This is a genomic window from Staphylococcus sp. LKG3-1 (assembly GCF_048568385.1).
In the GTDB taxonomy this organism is placed as follows: domain Bacteria; phylum Bacillota; class Bacilli; order Staphylococcales; family Staphylococcaceae; genus Staphylococcus; species Staphylococcus saprophyticus.
Window position 1 is genome coordinate 750843 of record NZ_CP183796.1, and the last position, 17188, is coordinate 768030.

19 protein-coding genes, 1 pseudogene and 2 other annotated features are annotated in these 17188 nt (G+C 32.6%); of the genes and pseudogenes, 2 read left to right on the forward strand and 18 right to left on the reverse strand.

Annotated elements, in window-relative coordinates:
• Positions 1-126 precede the first annotated feature (126 nt).
• The 7 genes from rpmA to ACM595_RS03660 form a co-directional block, all read right to left on the reverse strand.
• A complete protein-coding gene (gene rpmA / locus ACM595_RS03630; protein ID WP_002483091.1) occupies positions 127-411 on the reverse strand; it encodes a 50S ribosomal protein L27 in 285 nt (94 codons plus the stop codon).
• Positions 412-422: 11 nt separating this feature from the next.
• Positions 423-743, reverse strand: coding sequence for a ribosomal-processing cysteine protease Prp (locus tag ACM595_RS03635; RefSeq protein WP_002483090.1), 321 nt, complete (start codon positions 741-743; stop codon positions 423-425).
• Between the two features lie 2 nt (positions 744-745).
• Positions 746-1054, reverse strand: coding sequence for a 50S ribosomal protein L21 (gene rplU / locus ACM595_RS03640; RefSeq protein WP_011302944.1), 309 nt, complete (start codon positions 1052-1054; stop codon positions 746-748).
• 13 nt (positions 1055-1067) lie between these two features.
• Positions 1068-1141 (reverse strand) — a sequence feature (ribosomal protein L21 leader region).
• Positions 1142-1176: 35 nt separating this feature from the next.
• On the reverse strand, positions 1177-1695 hold the full coding sequence (gene mreD / locus ACM595_RS03645) for a rod shape-determining protein MreD (RefSeq protein ID WP_002483088.1): 519 nt from the start codon (positions 1693-1695) through the stop codon (positions 1177-1179).
• On the reverse strand, positions 1695-2537 hold the full coding sequence (mreC, locus tag ACM595_RS03650; protein WP_011302942.1) for a rod shape-determining protein MreC: 843 nt from the start codon (positions 2535-2537) through the stop codon (positions 1695-1697). The genes mreD and mreC overlap by 1 nt, the downstream gene beginning before the upstream one ends.
• Positions 2538-2927: 390 nt before the next feature.
• On the reverse strand, positions 2928-3086 hold the full coding sequence (locus ACM595_RS03655; RefSeq protein WP_002483086.1) for a hypothetical protein: 159 nt from the start codon (positions 3084-3086) through the stop codon (positions 2928-2930).
• A gap of 70 nt (positions 3087-3156) precedes the next feature.
• A complete protein-coding gene (locus ACM595_RS03660; RefSeq protein WP_011302941.1) occupies positions 3157-3615 on the reverse strand; it encodes a DUF4930 family protein in 459 nt (152 codons plus the stop codon).
• A 149-nt stretch (positions 3616-3764) separates the two neighbouring features.
• Here ACM595_RS03660 and ACM595_RS03665 point away from each other — a divergent pair, with 149 nt between their 5' ends.
• Entirely contained in the window at positions 3765-3944 is a 180-nt protein-coding gene (locus ACM595_RS03665; protein ID WP_011302940.1) for a hypothetical protein, read from the forward strand.
• Between the two features lie 356 nt (positions 3945-4300).
• On the opposite strand, the gene ACM595_RS03670 is transcribed toward ACM595_RS03665, so the two are convergent.
• From ACM595_RS03670 to ACM595_RS03695, 6 genes are all read right to left on the reverse strand, one after another.
• Entirely contained in the window at positions 4301-4582 is a 282-nt protein-coding gene (locus tag ACM595_RS03670; RefSeq protein WP_011302939.1) for a hypothetical protein, read from the reverse strand.
• Positions 4583-4658: 76 nt separating this feature from the next.
• The gene (gene radC, locus ACM595_RS03675) at positions 4659-5339 is read right to left on the reverse strand and encodes a RadC family protein (protein ID WP_069837970.1); all 681 of its coding nucleotides are present in this window, start codon (positions 5337-5339) and stop codon (positions 4659-4661) included.
• Positions 5336-6046 carry a prepilin peptidase gene (locus ACM595_RS03680; protein ID WP_075339795.1) on the reverse strand — a complete coding sequence of 237 codons (711 nt, stop codon included), beginning with the start codon at positions 6044-6046 and terminating at the stop codon, positions 5336-5338. The genes radC and ACM595_RS03680 overlap by 4 nt, the downstream gene beginning before the upstream one ends.
• 232 nt (positions 6047-6278) lie before the next feature.
• The gene (locus ACM595_RS03685; RefSeq protein ID WP_002483082.1) at positions 6279-7097 is read right to left on the reverse strand and encodes a squalene/phytoene synthase family protein; all 819 of its coding nucleotides are present in this window, start codon (positions 7095-7097) and stop codon (positions 6279-6281) included.
• 382 nt (positions 7098-7479) lie between these two features.
• Entirely contained in the window at positions 7480-8754 is a 1275-nt protein-coding gene (locus ACM595_RS03690) for a bifunctional folylpolyglutamate synthase/dihydrofolate synthase (RefSeq protein ID WP_011302935.1), read from the reverse strand.
• Between the two features lie 11 nt (positions 8755-8765).
• Positions 8766-11396, reverse strand: coding sequence for a valine--tRNA ligase (locus ACM595_RS03695; protein ID WP_002483080.1), 2631 nt, complete (start codon positions 11394-11396; stop codon positions 8766-8768).
• Between the two features lie 42 nt (positions 11397-11438).
• Positions 11439-11681, reverse strand: a binding site (T-box leader).
• Positions 11682-11739: 58 nt separating this feature from the next.
• Here ACM595_RS03695 and ACM595_RS03700 point away from each other — a divergent pair.
• Positions 11740-12306 carry a DNA-3-methyladenine glycosylase I gene (locus tag ACM595_RS03700; RefSeq protein WP_002483079.1) on the forward strand — a complete coding sequence of 189 codons (567 nt, stop codon included), beginning with the start codon at positions 11740-11742 and terminating at the stop codon, positions 12304-12306.
• Between the two features lie 174 nt (positions 12307-12480).
• Here the strand turns inward: ACM595_RS03700 and ACM595_RS03705 are convergent.
• The 5 genes and pseudogenes from ACM595_RS03705 to ACM595_RS03725 all read right to left on the reverse strand — a co-directional run.
• A pseudogene (locus ACM595_RS03705) lies at positions 12481-12915 on the reverse strand (MFS transporter); the annotation flags it as partial.
• A 147-nt stretch (positions 12916-13062) separates the two neighbouring features.
• Complete coding sequence (locus ACM595_RS03710; RefSeq protein ID WP_037538355.1) at positions 13063-14133, reverse strand: AbrB family transcriptional regulator; 1071 nt, start codon at positions 14131-14133, stop codon at positions 13063-13065.
• Positions 14134-14224: 91 nt separating this feature from the next.
• Positions 14225-15508 carry a glutamate-1-semialdehyde 2,1-aminomutase gene (gene hemL / locus ACM595_RS03715; RefSeq protein WP_002483076.1) on the reverse strand — a complete coding sequence of 428 codons (1284 nt, stop codon included), beginning with the start codon at positions 15506-15508 and terminating at the stop codon, positions 14225-14227.
• A 19-nt stretch (positions 15509-15527) separates the two neighbouring features.
• Entirely contained in the window at positions 15528-16505 is a 978-nt protein-coding gene (gene hemB, locus ACM595_RS03720) for a porphobilinogen synthase (RefSeq protein ID WP_002483075.1), read from the reverse strand.
• A complete protein-coding gene (locus ACM595_RS03725) occupies positions 16495-17181 on the reverse strand; it encodes a uroporphyrinogen-III synthase (RefSeq protein WP_011302931.1) in 687 nt (228 codons plus the stop codon). Before ACM595_RS03725 ends, hemB begins: the two co-directional genes overlap by 11 nt.
• Positions 17182-17188: the final 7 nt, after the last annotated feature.

Consider the following 17188-nt stretch of genomic DNA (forward strand, 5'->3'; position numbering starts at 1 on the left):
CACCTCTTTTTTTCAAATTTTAAACTTCTATATCTTTTTTATTATATCATTATCTCATTAACTAGAAAATAAAGACAAAAAATAAACACCAGAAGTGATCACTTCTGGTGTTAACGATGACAAAAATTACTCAGCTGCTGCGTATACAGAAACTTGTTTTTTGTCGCGACCTTTGCGTTCAAATTTAACAACGCCGTCGATTTTAGCGAATAATGTATCGTCGCCACCACGACCTACATTTTCACCAGGATAAATTTTAGTACCACGTTGGCGGAATAAAATAGAACCACCTGTAACGTATTGACCATCAGCACGTTTAGCTCCTAAACGTTTTGATTCTGAGTCACGACCGTTTTTTGTAGAACCAAGTCCTTTTTTAGATGAGAAAAATTGTAAGTTTAATTTTAACATATGCTTGCACCTCACTTATAATTTAGTCTAATATTTTCTTTATATTCCTCTTCAATTGTTTGCAATGATACGAGCATTGCTTGAAGAATTAATTGCGCTTGTTCATTTGTAGTGTCTACACTTCTAACGTGGAAATGTCCACCGTCATCATTGTAATCAATGTCGGGCTTCTCGCTTGTTAATCCCATTATAGCATTAACACTTCCGAAGAGAACTGCGGATGCACCTGCACAAACTATATCATGTCCATATTCGCCATGTTCTGCATGACCATCCATGATAACATCAGTTACTTGACCGGCATCGTTCAATGTAACATCAACAGTAATCATGATTACGCGTTGATTTTGTCGATTGTTAATTTAGTGTAAGGTTGACGATGACCTTTTTTACGTTTTGAGTCTTTACGACGTTTGTATGTGAATACAGTGATTTTTTTACCGCGACCTTGTTTTTGTACTGTAGCAGTAACTGAAGCACCTTCAACTGTTGGCGCACCAACTTTAACTGCATCTCCACCTACAAATAATACTTTGTCAAAAGTAAATGAATCACCTTCGTTAACATCTAATTTCTCAACGAAGATTTCTTGTCCTTCTTCAACTTTAACTTGTTTTCCACCTGTTTCAATAATAGCAAACATACTTTGCACCTCCTAATAATTTAAGTCACGCCAAACTCAGGTGACATACATGTACTTTAACCTGAATCCGAGCGGTTGTATGTAGCTAAAAACTACTCAACTACTGCATTTTAGCATTACGATTACTTACTGTCAATCTTCATTTGTACTTTTCTGAAGAATTTAGTAATAATTGGATATAGTATCACTAATAAAATGAAATTTAATATTAGTGTTGGTATTAGTCTGAAAACAATAAAGTCTATAAAATTAAATGCAATTAAACCTAATATACTATAAATGATTGCAACGTATATTTCTAAGAATATCGTACTTAACCAAACCGTAATAAATAGCATCGTGTTATCTCTATAAAACGTTTTAAAGAAAAAGTCCATGATGACAACAAATAAAATGAAGCCAAATAAATATAATCCGTAAAAACTACCGAAATAAAGGTCCGTTACTATTCCAAATACAGCAGCTAAAATCATAGCAACACCAAAGCTTCTGTAAACACAAATTAATAGTAAATACATAAGCATCAAATGAGGTACAAAAACAATGTCCTTATCCCCTATTTGCATTGGAATGACTAACCCAATAACTGTGTCAATATAGAATAAAACTATACCGATTAGAAAGTAGTATAAAGCTCGCATTAATTATCCCCACTTCCATCGTCAGGTATCGTCTTAGGATCTCTTTTAGCTACATAAACATGGTTTAAGTCTGATAAATTAGCTGCCGTTTTAACTCGAACCTCTTTCGATAGCCCATACTCATCATTTTCAACTTTAGATACTTCTCCTATGTAAATACTGCTAGGTAGTTGATCCGCTAAACCACTCGTAACAACTTTATCTCCTTTTTTAATGCTATCTTTGTTATTAATATCAGTAATTACTAATTCTTCACTTTTCGAATCATAATGATCAATTAAACCAAAGACATTTTTACTATCGTGTTGGATATTTACTGATAATCGATTGGCACGTGTATTGGTTGAAATCAAATCAACCTGAGATGAAAATTGATTAACTTTAGAAATACGACCAACTAAGCCTTCTGATGTCATGACAGCCATATTATTTTGAATGCCATCTTTAGACCCTTGATTAATGATTAATGTATTCATCCACTGATCTGGATTCCTAGATAAAACCGTACTAGAGATGGGTTCAAACTTAGATATATCTTCAATATCCAATTCTTTTTTATACTTTTTATTTTCACTTTCTAATCTTTCATTTTCAGCTTCTAATTGCTTCAATTTTTTCGATTGCTCTTTTGAACCATCGTTTGAAAATAGATTATTAATTGATCCAGTCACAAATTGCACAGGATAACTTACCGCTTTTTGTCCAAACGCTACAGAATCCCCTACGTATTGTTCTACCGGTGATTGCGATTGCGAACGTAAAGACACGCCTATTAAGGCAATAAACACAATGATTGCACACAAAATAACAATCAATTTGTTGTTTTTAAAAAACTTTGACAACCTAAACACCTCTATTACACGACTATTTTATGTTCTTCTATCATTTTATATTACTCATAGTTTGAAATAAAGCACGAACCTCAATAATTTTCAAATCAGTTCTTTTTGTTTAGGTATTCTACAAATACAAACTTTAACAAACTACTTTTAATTAATATATAAGAGAACGATACATTGTATTATAACAATTTTCAACGTGAATAGTGTATTAAAATGATCGATATTAAATAAATAAAGTGCTAAGACGTATTATCTATATAAAACATAGTATAGTTACCCACTCATTGTTCAAATATGAAACCACAATTCAAACAAATAAAAGTCGTTACATTATAATAAAATAAGTCTGAAACGTTTTGGTTTCAGACTTATTTACCTATGAACTAAATATTATGATTTATCTTCTTCTGAAGTTTCAGTGTTAGCGTTCTTTTCGGCTTCTTTTTCATCTTCTTTATATAATGTTTCTTCTTTTCTCCAACGTGCAAATAGATTTTGTGCTTTAGCTTGCTCATCTACTTTTTTATCATTAGATTTTTCTTCACTCATAATTAGACACCAACCTTTAACGTTTTTACTTATATAAGGCTAACGCATTTTAGCATAGAATTCAAACGCCTTACTCGTAGCTTGAAGGTGGTAATAGTTCTATATGTTCACCCAGTTGGTTTAAATCTTGCTCCATCTCTATTTCTGTTCTATATACTCTGATTGAATCTGAGCCAAATTTATAAATAATAAATTCATCTCCGCGCTGACCAGCTAAATAATCATCACTGTATCCCATCCTGTATATGCCAGATACAGACATGAATTCTTTTTTATCTATCCAATCAAAAACATTTTTAGTTTGGCTGAGTGGCACGTTATTCAATATATCATTATCTTTAACAGTATAACGTTGACCTCCAGCTAAATCTTTTTTCGTTTGCGTATGGTTTACAGATGGTTCATCGTTACTAACTGGATTCCATTGTTGGTCTTTTAAAAAAGGTGCATATTTAAGCGCAAAGAATACAATAATAACGATTGCTATAATTGCTACAATATTTTTAATGATGCTAAATATAAAACGCATGAACCATCCTCCTATTAAGTCATGTTAAATTATAAAATTTTACCCATAAAAAATCATCAGTCTGAAGTAGTATTTAAAAAGTTCCCCATAGACCGATGAATAGTCATTCAATTCATAGTACAATTAAAAGCAAAGGGAGTGAACATAGAATGAATATTTTATCTATAATCCTGCTTGCCCTCTTGGTTATACTATTATTTAGAGTAGGTTTATCTTTATTAAGAGTTTTAATATATATTGGAATCATTGTATTATGTATCTACTTAGGATATCAAGGAATTCTTTGGATCATGGATCATTTTAACTACTATTTCAACTTTATAAATTAAATTAATATTTATGAAATTGGAAAACAGTGAATAGATTCATTTGAGTAAGATGCATGTGAATAATCTGAGACTGAGGCATGAATAGATGCCTCAGGCTTTTTTAATGCATAGTGATAAACATCTCTACGTTATAAAACTGTTTTTAACTCAAAATTAGCGATGGTTTTGCATGCGCTTTAGTTTATAGATGAACCGTAACATGGTCATCCATTCTTGAATTGGAGCATGAAATGATTAATCGAAATTTTGATTTTAGCTTTCTACATCAAATTATTTTTATAATGCATTCATGGTTAAAATTTAATCATACTTAATTCAGTCGTACATCAACTATTACTATATTTAAGAGAAACAACTTATTTTTTTACATTATTAGAAAGTATTTGATAAACATAATAACACGCGCTTAATAATAATGCCCATACGATTGATACAATGATTGCACTGATAACAGTATGCCATATCTCAATTTTCGCATGATTAAAGACAATAAATAAAATGGTTACTATTAAAACACTAATGATCGAGATGACAATTGTATTTATTGTCCGTTTCAAATTAATAGCTACTTTCTTTTTTGTCAGTTGCATTAAATATACAACTGGAATTAATAGCCCAATTAAAAATAAAATCCCCAAACATTCTCCCTCCTTAGTTAACTATTTCATTATACCTCATCTATTTTATAACAAAAAATTGAAATTAGACATTCTATTATATGTCAAAGTAACCTTCTTCAACCATACTTAAATATGTATGATCACCAATAATGACATGATCTAATAATTGTATGCCTAATATATCTCCACATTCTCGTAATCTATCTGTAGTTTTAATATCCTCTAGTGATGGTGTAGTATCGCCTGAAGGATGGTTATGAAGGACAATAATTGCATTACTTGCACATTTAACTGCTTCACTGTAGATTTCTCGAGGATGCACAATAGCACTATTCAATGTCCCCATAAAAATTGTTTTTTGCTTGATAATGATATTCTTAGAATTTAAAAATAACGCTATAAATTTTTCTTGAGTTAAATGTTCCATTTTCCCCATCATAAAGTCTGCTACATCTTTAGGGCTATTGATTTGAATTTTATCATCAACACTTCCAGAATGCATTCGTTCACCTAATTCAAAAGCAGCTTTTAAAGTGAGTGCTTTGTATAGTCCAACGCCTTTGATTTTATTTAAATCATTAATTGATAGATGCTTTAATTCTTTTAAATTCACAATAGATTTAAGTAATTCATTCGCAATATCTAAACTAGAATATCCTTTTCTACCAGTATTAATTAAAATTGCTAGTAATTCAGCATGTGATAGATGAGAGGCACCATAATTTAACATACGCTCCCTGGGTTTTTGATGATTTGCAAGATCCTTTATTTTCATAAGAACTTCACTCCGTAGCTTATACTTTGTTGGAATATGATTGTGAGATTAAATGCAAGAAAGATAAAAGGAATCAGTGGTACACACTGTTTGGTATTTCTAAAAAATATGAAATGAAATAACGCAAATACGCCACCGATAATAAAAGTAAATAAAAAAAGGTATCTAAATAAAGAAAACGGCAGTGCTAATGCTAATACAGAGAAGACAAGAATGTCTCCGTATCCAATTGATTTATTACAAAAGAAATATATTAAATGAAGTAAACTACTTACGAGTAAAAAAGAAATGAAATGTATCGGTACTATAACACAAATACAAAATGTAAAAATAAACAGCATATGTAAGGGGATTGAAAAGGTAGCAATATCATAAAGTGCAAGCACAAGTAAGAATAAATAAATGAGTAAAAAAGTGGAATAATCTATGTTTAATAAAGTGTTATATTGTAGTACAAAAAATACTGGTAATAAAGCAAGACTTTCACCAACGAAATAACAACGATTGAGTTGTTTATTACAACATGTCGTTTTACCTCTTTGAAATAAAAAGCTAAATATCGGGATCATTTCATAAATTCGAAGTTGTCGATAACAATAATCGCAATGCGAACGTAATTTAAAGTAAGTCAAATCAAGCTTCTCTACAAAACTTAACTGATATAAATAACTAAATAAAATAGGGCAAATTAAAAACAATAGAAACACTTAAGCACCTCCTATCACCCATTATAACATGAATTATTTATTAAATAACAAAATTAACAAAAAACAGATAATATTAATATAATCTTAAATTTAAATTTATTTTTTGTTCTAAAATGAAAGTTATAATTAGCAATAGTTTGTATATATACACTAAAATAAAGAAACAGCAATCAAATATAAATTTGATTGCTGTTTCTTTATTAATTCTAACTGAGACATTTTTAATGCATCATTAATCTTTTTGTATTTCTTCAACTGTTTCTTCTACTTCAGAACGTGATATTTTTTCACGTCCATTTTTCATCGCTTTAAGCGATTTATGTGCAAGTGCCAATGGTAAGCGACAAAATAATAATATTGTCTTTTTATTAATGTCTTTCATATAAGCATCAGCTTTAGCTAAATTATCTTGAGCATATTCGAACAAGTCATCTCTGTCCCAATCATCTGGAACAAAACTTACGCCTCGTTCTTCATAATCTTCATGTTGATTTCTCAGAATATTTACAGCTTGTAAACCTCGACCATATCCTATAGCTAAATCTCGGTCTGTTTTAACGCCAGCGCAAAGATCCCAAAGTTGTGAAAGCATCACACCAACAAGTCCTGCAACATAATATGTATAGTCATCTAAATCCGCTTTAGTATGGATATCCCAATTGGCTTTCGCCCATTTTGCCATACCATACGCCATCTCACTTGAAGCCTCTAATACAACAGCTCTCGTATGTTCTGGACAAGCATCTATCCATTCGCCTAATCGTATTGTAACTTCAGGCATGTCATTTTTAACAGGCGCTAAAATTTGTAAATATTTATCCTCGTCGAATGTTTCCTTAAATAATTCACTTATTTGCATGAGCATATTGTATTTCATATCGTTACTTAATGCTTCATGGTCTTCAATTTCATCTATTGCTCGTAATACGAGATACGCAGAAGCTACCGTATGCTTTAATTCTTTTTCTAAAAAAGTAATCGGTATATAAAAAGTTCGGCTTGTCTCTTTTAAAACTCGCATTGCATCTTTTGGGAATTTCTTGTCTGCCATTTTATTCTCATACCTCCCCTTTGTAAATACTATCATATAACACCAAATTTAAATAGGAAATATATGTTTCATTTTTAGACGAAATTCAATACGCTTAGCGCCCGTTTACTACGTTGAATTTCTATCACAAATACATATTTTCTTCATAATAATATATTACCTCACACGTATATCATTGAAACTAAAACAACAACAGGCTGAAACATCAATGATGTCTCAGCCTGTTAATCTTAAAGTTACGCTTCACTAAAGAACTTTAACATTAGTAAACCATATAGAATTTTAGTAGCACTTACGAATAAGTTTCAGTTTAGGTAGTATTAAACTCAAGCTCATATAACTAGACATATTGCTATACTTTAATATATGCATCATTTATGTCCTAATTGCTCTCATTAAAATTCACTTTAGATTTTACTTCGCTAATAAAGTATAAACTGCCAGTAATGATTAAACCTTCACCCTCATAAGTTTCTATAAACTTAACATAATCATCAACAAGTGCTTTTTGATCGTATCTGACGTCTTCAAAAATCTCTTCTTTTGTTAAGGCTTTCGGGAAATCAAAATCAGTAATATAGAATGTCGATGCAATCGTTTTAAGTTGATCTACCATGGCATTGATGGGCTTTCCTTTAATTGCTGAAAACAAGATATCTATATTTTCTATGTTGTAATATTGCTTAATTGTGCTAATTAACGCTTCTACGCTTTCTACATTATGCGCTCCATCCATAATCATTAAAGGCTGATCTTTTACTTGTTCAATTCTACCAGTCCAACTTACGGATTCTATACCATCTATCATTTTATTGAAATCTAAATCAACGATACCATCTTCATTTAATTCAATTAATGCCGTAATCGCTAGAGCTGCATTTTCTTTTTGATGTTCACCGACCATATTCAGAAGTAGTGTTTCTAATTCATAATCTTTATAGCGATAAGTAAATTCTTCATCTTCTGAAATAATACTAATATCGCGATCTAATTCGATGCCTTCAGCCTCTTGTTGCTCAACATAATCTCTAATCACTTTAAGTGCTTCATCGTTTTTCACGGCATAAATAACAGGTGTATTAGGTTTAACGATAGCGCCTTTGTCTTTCGCGATATCTACATAAGTATCACCTAAAAGGTCTGTATGATCTAACCCAATACTTGTAAGGATTGATAATATTGGTTTAAATACATTAGTCGAATCATTTTTAATACCTAATCCTGCTTCGACTATAACAAAATCTACTGGATGAATTTCTCCAAAATATAAAAACATCATTGTTGTTATAATTTCAAATTCGGTAGCAGTGCCAAGTTCTGTTTCTATTTCTAATGCTTCACTGACGGGTTTGACGTGTTGAACGAGTGCAACAATCTCATCATCACTTATTGGATTCCCATTTAAACTAATGCGTTCATTGAAGGTCTCGATAAATGGTGAAGTGAATGTGCCCACTTCATATCCGTTATCAACAAGTGCTGATCTCAAATATGAAACGGTCGATCCTTTACCATTTGTACCACCTACATGAATACCATTTATATTAAATTGTGGATTATTCAAGCGCTCTAGCATCCATTCCATGCGTTTGACGCCTGGCTTTATACCAAACTTAGTTCGCTCGTGTATCCAATATAAGCTATCTAGGTAATTCATCTTAAGGACTCCTATGCTTTTAATTGATTAATTCGTAATTTAACACCATCATATTTCTCTTGATAGGTTTGCTTTTTCTCACGTTCTTCATTAATCACTTTTTCAGGTGCTTTATTGACGAAGTTTTCATTTGCTAATTTTTTATTTACTCGATCTAGCTCTTTTTCCCATTTTAAAAGTTCATTTTCTAAACGTGCAATCTCTTTATCCATATCAATCAAACCTTCTAATGGAAGTACAACTTCACCGGCTGTCGTTACAGATGTCATTGCTTTTTCAGGAATTTCAATTGTTGTATCAATCGTTAATTCACTTGGATGACAAAATCTATCTATATAATTTGAATTATTCAACAATGTTTCTTTAATATTTTCATCTTTTGCTTTAATGAAAATTGGAATCGCCTTAGATAAAGGTGTATCCACTTCTAAGCGTGACTGTCTTACAGATTTTATAATTTCAACGAGTTGCTGCATTGTTTCTTTACTGTCATCAAAAACAAGCGCTTCGTTTACTTTTGGCCAAGCAGCTTTAACAATTGTTTCACCTTCGTGAGGTAAATTTTGCCAAATTTGTTCAGTCACAAATGGCATGAATGGGTGTAGCATTCTCATCGTATTATCTAGTACATAAGTAAGTACAGAGCGCGTGATTTGTTTCTGTGCTTCGTCTTCACCATTCATTGGTATCTTACTCATTTCAATATACCAATCACAGAATTCATCCCATATGAAATTATATAACGTTCTGCCTACTTCACCAAACTCATATTTATCACTTAATTCTGTTACATTCTCAATTGTTTCGTTTAAGCGAGTTAAAATCCACTTGTCAGCAAGTGATAAATCACCTGATAAGTCAACTTGTTCTACCGTAAAGTCTTCACCAATATTCATAATACTGAATCTCGCAGCATTCCAAATTTTGTTAATAAAATTCCATATAGACTCCACTTTTTCAGTAGAATAACGTAAATCATGACCTGGTGACGATCCTGTGGCTAAGAAATAGCGTAAACTATCAGCGCCATATTCATCAATAACATCCATTGGGTCAACACCATTACCGAGCGATTTACTCATCTTACGGCCATCTTCCGCTCGAACCAATCCATGTAATAATACATCATTGAACGGACGTTTTCCAGTAAATTCTAATCCTTGGAAAATCATTCTAGCTACCCAGAAAAAGATAATATCATAACCAGTCACTAAAGCATTTGTTGGGAAATAACGTTGGAAGTCATCTGCTTCAACATCAGGCCAGCCTAGTGTAGAAAACGGCCATAAAGCACTGGAGAACCAAGTATCCAAGACATCTTCATCTTGTACCCAGTTTTCAATATCTTCTGGTTCATGCTCACCTACAAATATTTCACCAGTTTCCTTATGGTACCATGCTGGAATTTGATGCCCCCACCAAAGTTGTCTAGATATTGTCCAATCTCGAATTTCTTCCATCCATCGATTAAATGTTTTTTCAAAGCGGGCTGGAACAAAATCGATTCTGTCGTCTGTTTTTTGGTTATTTAATGCTTGTTCAGCAAGTGGTTTCATCTTAACGAACCATTGCGTAGATAAATAAGGTTCTACGACTGCACCAGAACGCTCAGAATGACCAACTGAATGTTCATGCTCTTCAATTTTAATGACTAGGTTTTCCGCTTCTAAATCTTTTACTAATTGTTCACGACAATCAAAACGATCCATGCCTTGGTATTTATCAGCTTTGTCATTCATCTTACCTGATTCATCCATGACAATAATACGCTCTAAATCATGTCGATTACCTATTTCAAAATCATTTGGGTCATGCGCAGGTGTAACTTTCATCGCACCACTACCAAATTCAATATCTACATATTCATCAGCCAATATTGGTAATTCTCTACCTACAATAGGTAAAATAACTGTTTTACCTATTACGTCTTTATAACGTTCATCATTCGGGTTAACCACAATTGCAGTGTCACCTAACATCGTTTCTGGACGCGTCGTTGCAATTTCAATATAACCATTACCATCTGCATAAGGATATTTAAAATGGTAAAATTTGCCTTGCACATCTTCATGTATAACTTCAATATCAGATAAAGCCGTGCGCGCAATAGGATCCCAATTAATAATATATTCGCCACGATAAATCAAGCCTTTATTGTACATATCAACGAATACTTTTTTAACTGCTTTACTTAAACCTTCATCCAATGTGAATCTTTCTCTACTATAATCTAGACCAAGACCAAGTTTAGCCCATTGTTGTCTGATAAAGTTTGCATATTCCTCTTTCCAGTCCCATGCTTGCTCCAAGAATTTTTCTCTTCCTAAATCATGTCGAGATAAACCTTGTTCATTTAATTTTGCTTCTACTTTAGCTTGTGTCGCAATGCCTGCATGATCCATGCCTGGCAGATATAAGGTATCGTAACCCTGCATGCGTTTCATACGTGTCAATATATCTTGTAATGTTGTATCCCAAGCATGACCAAGATGTAATTTACCAGTTACATTTGGAGGCGGAATAACGATTGTATATGTTTCTTTAGATTGATCATCTTTTGCTTTAAAATATCCACTGTTTACCCATTGGTCATAACGTCCAGACTCAACTTCCCTTGGATTATATTTTGGTTTCATTTCCATGTGTTAAAATCCTCCTTAAAAATAAAAATATCCGCCCTATCAAAATAGGACGGATATTCCGTGGTACCACCTAAATTCAAGAAATTACAAACTAATTTCAAGCACTTAATTACATGATTAACGCTCAAGCACGCTTTAACCTATTAAACAGATATCTTCATATGATTAGTGTTCAGTTAAAGTTCAATGTGGGCTACCTTCAATAAGTTAAATTGTACATTTTCAGCATTCTTGTACTCTCTGTTAAATTCAAGCCTATTTACTCTTCCCAGTAGACAATATTTATTTACTTAATTATAGTATAATGGATGTTAAAATAAGTCAATAAAATGGAGTGAAATTTATGAACGACTGTGCATTTGGTACCAAAGATCCAATCTATTTAAAATATCATGACGAAGTATGGGGGCAACCACTATATGATAGTCTCAAATTGTTTAAACTCTTAGCACTAGAATCTCAACATGCTGGTCTTTCATGGTTAACAATATTAAAGAAAAAAGAATCCTATGAACAAGCATTTTATGATTTCGATCCTCATCAAATTGTAAAAATGACAGATAAGGATATTGATCAATTAATGACTTTCCCTAATATCGTACATAACAGAAAAAAATTAGAAGCAATTGTAAGTCAAGCAAAAGGTTACTTTGAAATTGAAAAAGACTACGGTAGTTTCAGTGATTATTTATGGTCAACTGTTGATTATGAACCCATTAATTGTGGTTACAAACAACCTAGTGACCGAATTACTGTAGATGAACGTGCAACAAAACTTTCAAAATCTTTAAAAAGTTATGGGTTCAAATTTTTAGGTCCAGTAACAGTTTTTTCATTTTTAGAGGCTGCTGGATTGTATAATGCGCATTTGCAGTCTTGTCCAAACAATCCGATTTATAACCATAACTAAATAATTAGATGATTAAAATTTGTTAAACTAAATTACTTGTAAAAGTGACTCGTATATATTCATAACCTATATGCTTATTTTTAAATAAAAAAATACTTTTCAATGATTTCATTTGTTATAAGTAAAATGAAATCATTAAAAAGTACATCGCTGTTTCATAATGTAATTAATAGATTATTTATTTTGTTGGCTTTCTGAATGCCACCATAATGAATCCTTAGGGTTTTCAACAGCTATTTTAAATTCTTTTTCATTAGAAACAGTTGGATAAGAGCCTTTTAAAGACTGTTTTGAAGTGTCTTTAAATAAAAACACGACAACTATAAGGCCAATAATACTCACTATTAACCAATAAAAGCCTGGGGCAATGTTGTTTCCAGTTTCATGTACCAACCATGTCGCTACTAAAGGTGTCGTACCACCAAACACAGACACTGAAATGTTAAATGTCCAAGACAGTGTTCTATAACGAACATTTGAAAAGAATAGTGTCGGTAGTGTGCCTGGCATTGTGCCTTCGTAGACTGATAATACGATACCGATCATTAGTAGACCTATAAATAAGAATATTAAGTTACCCATATTTAAAAATTGGAATGAAATTAATGATAATCCCCTTAAAATGTCTGATTATTATTTTATGCATTTTGTTTTCATTAAAAAATAACCTTCTATTCATAGAAGGTTATTTGTGAACATATTTCATTTTAAAATACCTAATCAAACTCAATAGTAAATCAATAAATTCTAATAGCTCTAAGAATGTGATCTATCTATATATTTGAGTAAATGACCTAATAAAGGTGCAATTAAGAATAAAATAAAGAATATCCTAAAAATATGATAACTCGATATCAGCGCCACATCGGCACCTGTTTCAATTGCTACTAATACGATTTGGCTCATGCCACCAGGTGCAGCACCAAGGAACAATTCATTTACAGAATGATTAGACACCATCGAAATTAGCAACACCATGATAAAGGCAAGTAATATCAAAAGTACATTTTGAAATGCAATCGCAACTGCAATTCTCCCTTTCATTTGATCTAGCAACTTAGCTATTTGTAGACCAATGCGAATCATATAGATCACCTGGGCCGACGCAATAATATAATTATCTAGAGTAAATGTTACACCTGTAATTAAATTCCAACTAATAAGTACTATAATCGGTGCTAGTAACTGTTTCGTTGGAAAATTAATCTTACTCATTATGATATAAACAATAAAAACTGCTAATGCTAAAAGTAATATTTGGGGAATTGATACTGCATCTGTCAGTACCTTCGTTGTCGCCTTTTCAGGGCTACCATTACTACCATTATCTCTGAAAAAGTAAGAAATAAATGGTACTAGAATAACTACAAAAATAATCCTTGAAGTTTGTGTCAAACTGACTACCATAATATTTGCTCTTTTATTTTCTTCCGCCATGATTAACATTTGACTTAAAGCCCCTGGAATCACACTAAGAATAGCAGTTTCCGTATTAACTTTGGCAATTTTTTTGAAAAAGAATGCTATCACTAATGCTAGGGCTAACAACATGACAGTAATCAAAATAATCGTTAACCAATCATCTTTAATATCTAATATTACATTTTTAGTGAAAGTTGAACCAATTTGAACACCTAGCAAAACCAAACCTATCTGACTAAGCCAAAATGGCCATTCAATCTCTAGACGAAAGACCCTCACACAAATCACACTTGCAATAATAGGACCAAACATGAATGGCAACAATATATGCGCTGCGTTTAATATCAAACTTAATATCACGGCGAACAGTAATACGATCATATTATTTCTTAATTGCTTATTCATGTTCTCACAACTTTCATCATTATCGTCAATCACAGTAAATCCAAATAAAATGCCCGCTCAACACATTGGTTGCTCGGGCATCATTTAAACTTTATACAATTCGACTTAATGCTGTATCAAATGCTTGTATGGTTTTGTTAATATCTTCTTCAGTATGTGAAGTAGAAAGGAACGTTCCTTCAAATTGTGAAGGTGGTAAAAATACGCCCTCTTTTGCCATTTCTCTATACATTTGGCTAAACATTTCTAAATCGCTATTGTTAGCTTGTTCAAAATTCGTTACTGGCCCTGCATTTAAGAAATATCCTATCATAGAACCAGCACGATTTACAGTGATTGGCACATTATGTTTGGCAAAAACATCTTTTAAGCCTTGCTCTAGTAAATCACCTAATTTATTGAAATAGTCATACGTTTCAGGTGTTAATTGACTTAATGTTTCGTAGCCGCTCGTCATGGCTAATGGATTACCGGATAATGTACCAGCTTGATAAATATCACCTGTTGGGGCAATTTGATCCATAATTTCTTTTTTACCTCCGAATGCACCTACTGGCAATCCACCACCGATTACTTTACCTAAGCAAGTTAAATCAGGAGTGACATCGAAGTATCCTTGTGCACAGTTATATCCTACACGGAATCCAGTCATTACCTCATCGAAAATCAATAACGAACCATACGCTGTTGTGATATCTCTTAAGCCTTGTAAAAAACCTTCAACTGGAGGTACCACACCCATGTTACCAGCTACAGGCTCAACAATTACGCCTGCGATATCGTCACCGAATTCTTCAAACGCAACTTTGATTGCATCTAAATCATTATAAGGTACTGTAATTGTGTTTTTTGCAATACCTTCTGGCACACCCGGTGAATCAGGTAATCCAAGTGTTGCTACACCAGAACCAGCTTTTATTAATAGTGAGTCACTATGACCATGGTAACAACCTACAAATTTCACAATTTTATTTCTACCTGTATAACCACGAGCCAAGCGTAATGTATCTAACGTCGCCTCAGTACCTGAAGATACCATACGCACTTTTTCTATAGATGGTACACGTTCGATAACAAGTTCAGCTAATTTATTCTCCTGTAATGTTGAAGCACCAAAACTTGTTCCTTTGTCCACCGCTTCATGTATCTTTTCAATGACTTGTTTATTTTTGTGTCCTAAAATTAAAGGACCCCAACTTAATACATAATCGATGTATTCATTACCATCAATATCATAAATTCTTGAACCTTCACCATGATCCATAAATATGGCTGGTGTATCAACAGATTTAAATGCTCTTACTGGACTGTTTACACCACCAGGCATTAATTCTTCGGCTTTAGCCATTGCTTTTTCTGAGTTACTGTAACGCATTCACATAACCTCCTAATCACTATTGTTCGTCTAAATAACGACAAATATCTTTTGAAAAATACGTAATAATCATATCCGCACCAGCACGTTTCATGGAAGTCATTTGTTCCATAACAACTGCTTTTTCGTCTATCCAACCATTCAATGATGCGGCTTTAGTCATACTGTACTCACCACTTACATTATATGCAACAACTGGAACGTTCGTAGTATTTCTAACATCTCTAATAATATCTAAGAAGCTAAGGGCTGGCTTAACAATCATCATATCTGCGCCCTCACGTAAATCACTATCTAGTTCTCTCAATGCTTCTCTACGATTAGCTGGATCCATTTGATAAGTCTTACGATCTCCAAACTGTGGTGTTGATTCTGCAGCATCACGGAAAGGACCAAAGAAACTTGATGCATATTTAATTCCGTAACTCATAATTGGGACATTATAATATCCAGCGTCATCTAGACCTGCTCTGATTTCAGCAACAAAGCCGTCCATCATATTACTAGGTGCAATGATATCCGCACCAGCTTCAACTTGTGATATAGCTGTTTTCACTAATAATGGTAGTGATTTATCGTTATCTACATCTTTCGTTTGTTCATTAATGACACCACAATGACCGTGGTCTGTATATTCACATAAGCATGTATCTGCAACAACTAATAAGTCATCATACATAGCCTTTGCTTTTCTTGTAGCTTCTTGAACAATCCCATTATGATCATATGCACCTGTTCCTATAGCATCTTTTTCATTTGGAACGCCGAAAAACATAACACCTCTAATGCCTAAATCATATGCTTCTTTAATTTCTTCGTCTAATACATTTAAGCTTAATTGGTAAACGCCAGGCAATGATTTAATTTCTTCTTTAACATTATCACGTTCTACTACAAAGATTGGATAAATTAAATCTTCTTTGTTCACATGTGTTTCTCTAACTAAATTTCTCATTGATTTACTACTACGTAAACGTCTATGTCTATCAAATTGCATTTTCTTCCCAACTTTCTAAAATTTTATTAACTAAAGCATCTAATGTCTGTATATCAGCAACGATACCTTGTTTTTGATAATGATTCAATGTATCCAGCGTTTGTTGCCCTATCACAAAATAATTATTAAATGATACGTTTTGATTATCTTCAAAAAAATAACGCACTGCGGATGAACTTGCGAATGTAATTGCATCCACTTTGCCTTGCTCAATCAACATTTTAACATGCTTAATATGCTTTGTATGTGGCACAGGCTCATATAAATCAATCTTTTGAACATTATAATTTTGTTGTTTCAATCCTTCTTCAAGCGTGGACCTAGCAGCTGCGCTAGAAGGTAATAAAATATTGCTTTGTTCATGTGTTTTAAATGCTTTCAGAAATCCTTCTTGCGAATAGTCTTTAGGACAAAATGATACTTTCAATCCAATTGAAGTACAATAATCTGCAGTTTTTTCACCAATCACAGCAATTTTTTTGTAATTCAGTTTAGATAAGTAGGGTTTGAAGTATTCCACAGCTTTTTTGGACGAAAAAATAAGCCAGTCATAATTAACATCGAGTAAATTCAGATTAAATGATAACGGTTCTACATTTATGAAAGGTTTATGTAGTATACATACATCTGATTTATAAAATTCACTCGTTTGAGTCATTACTATAACTGGTCTCATTTATTTT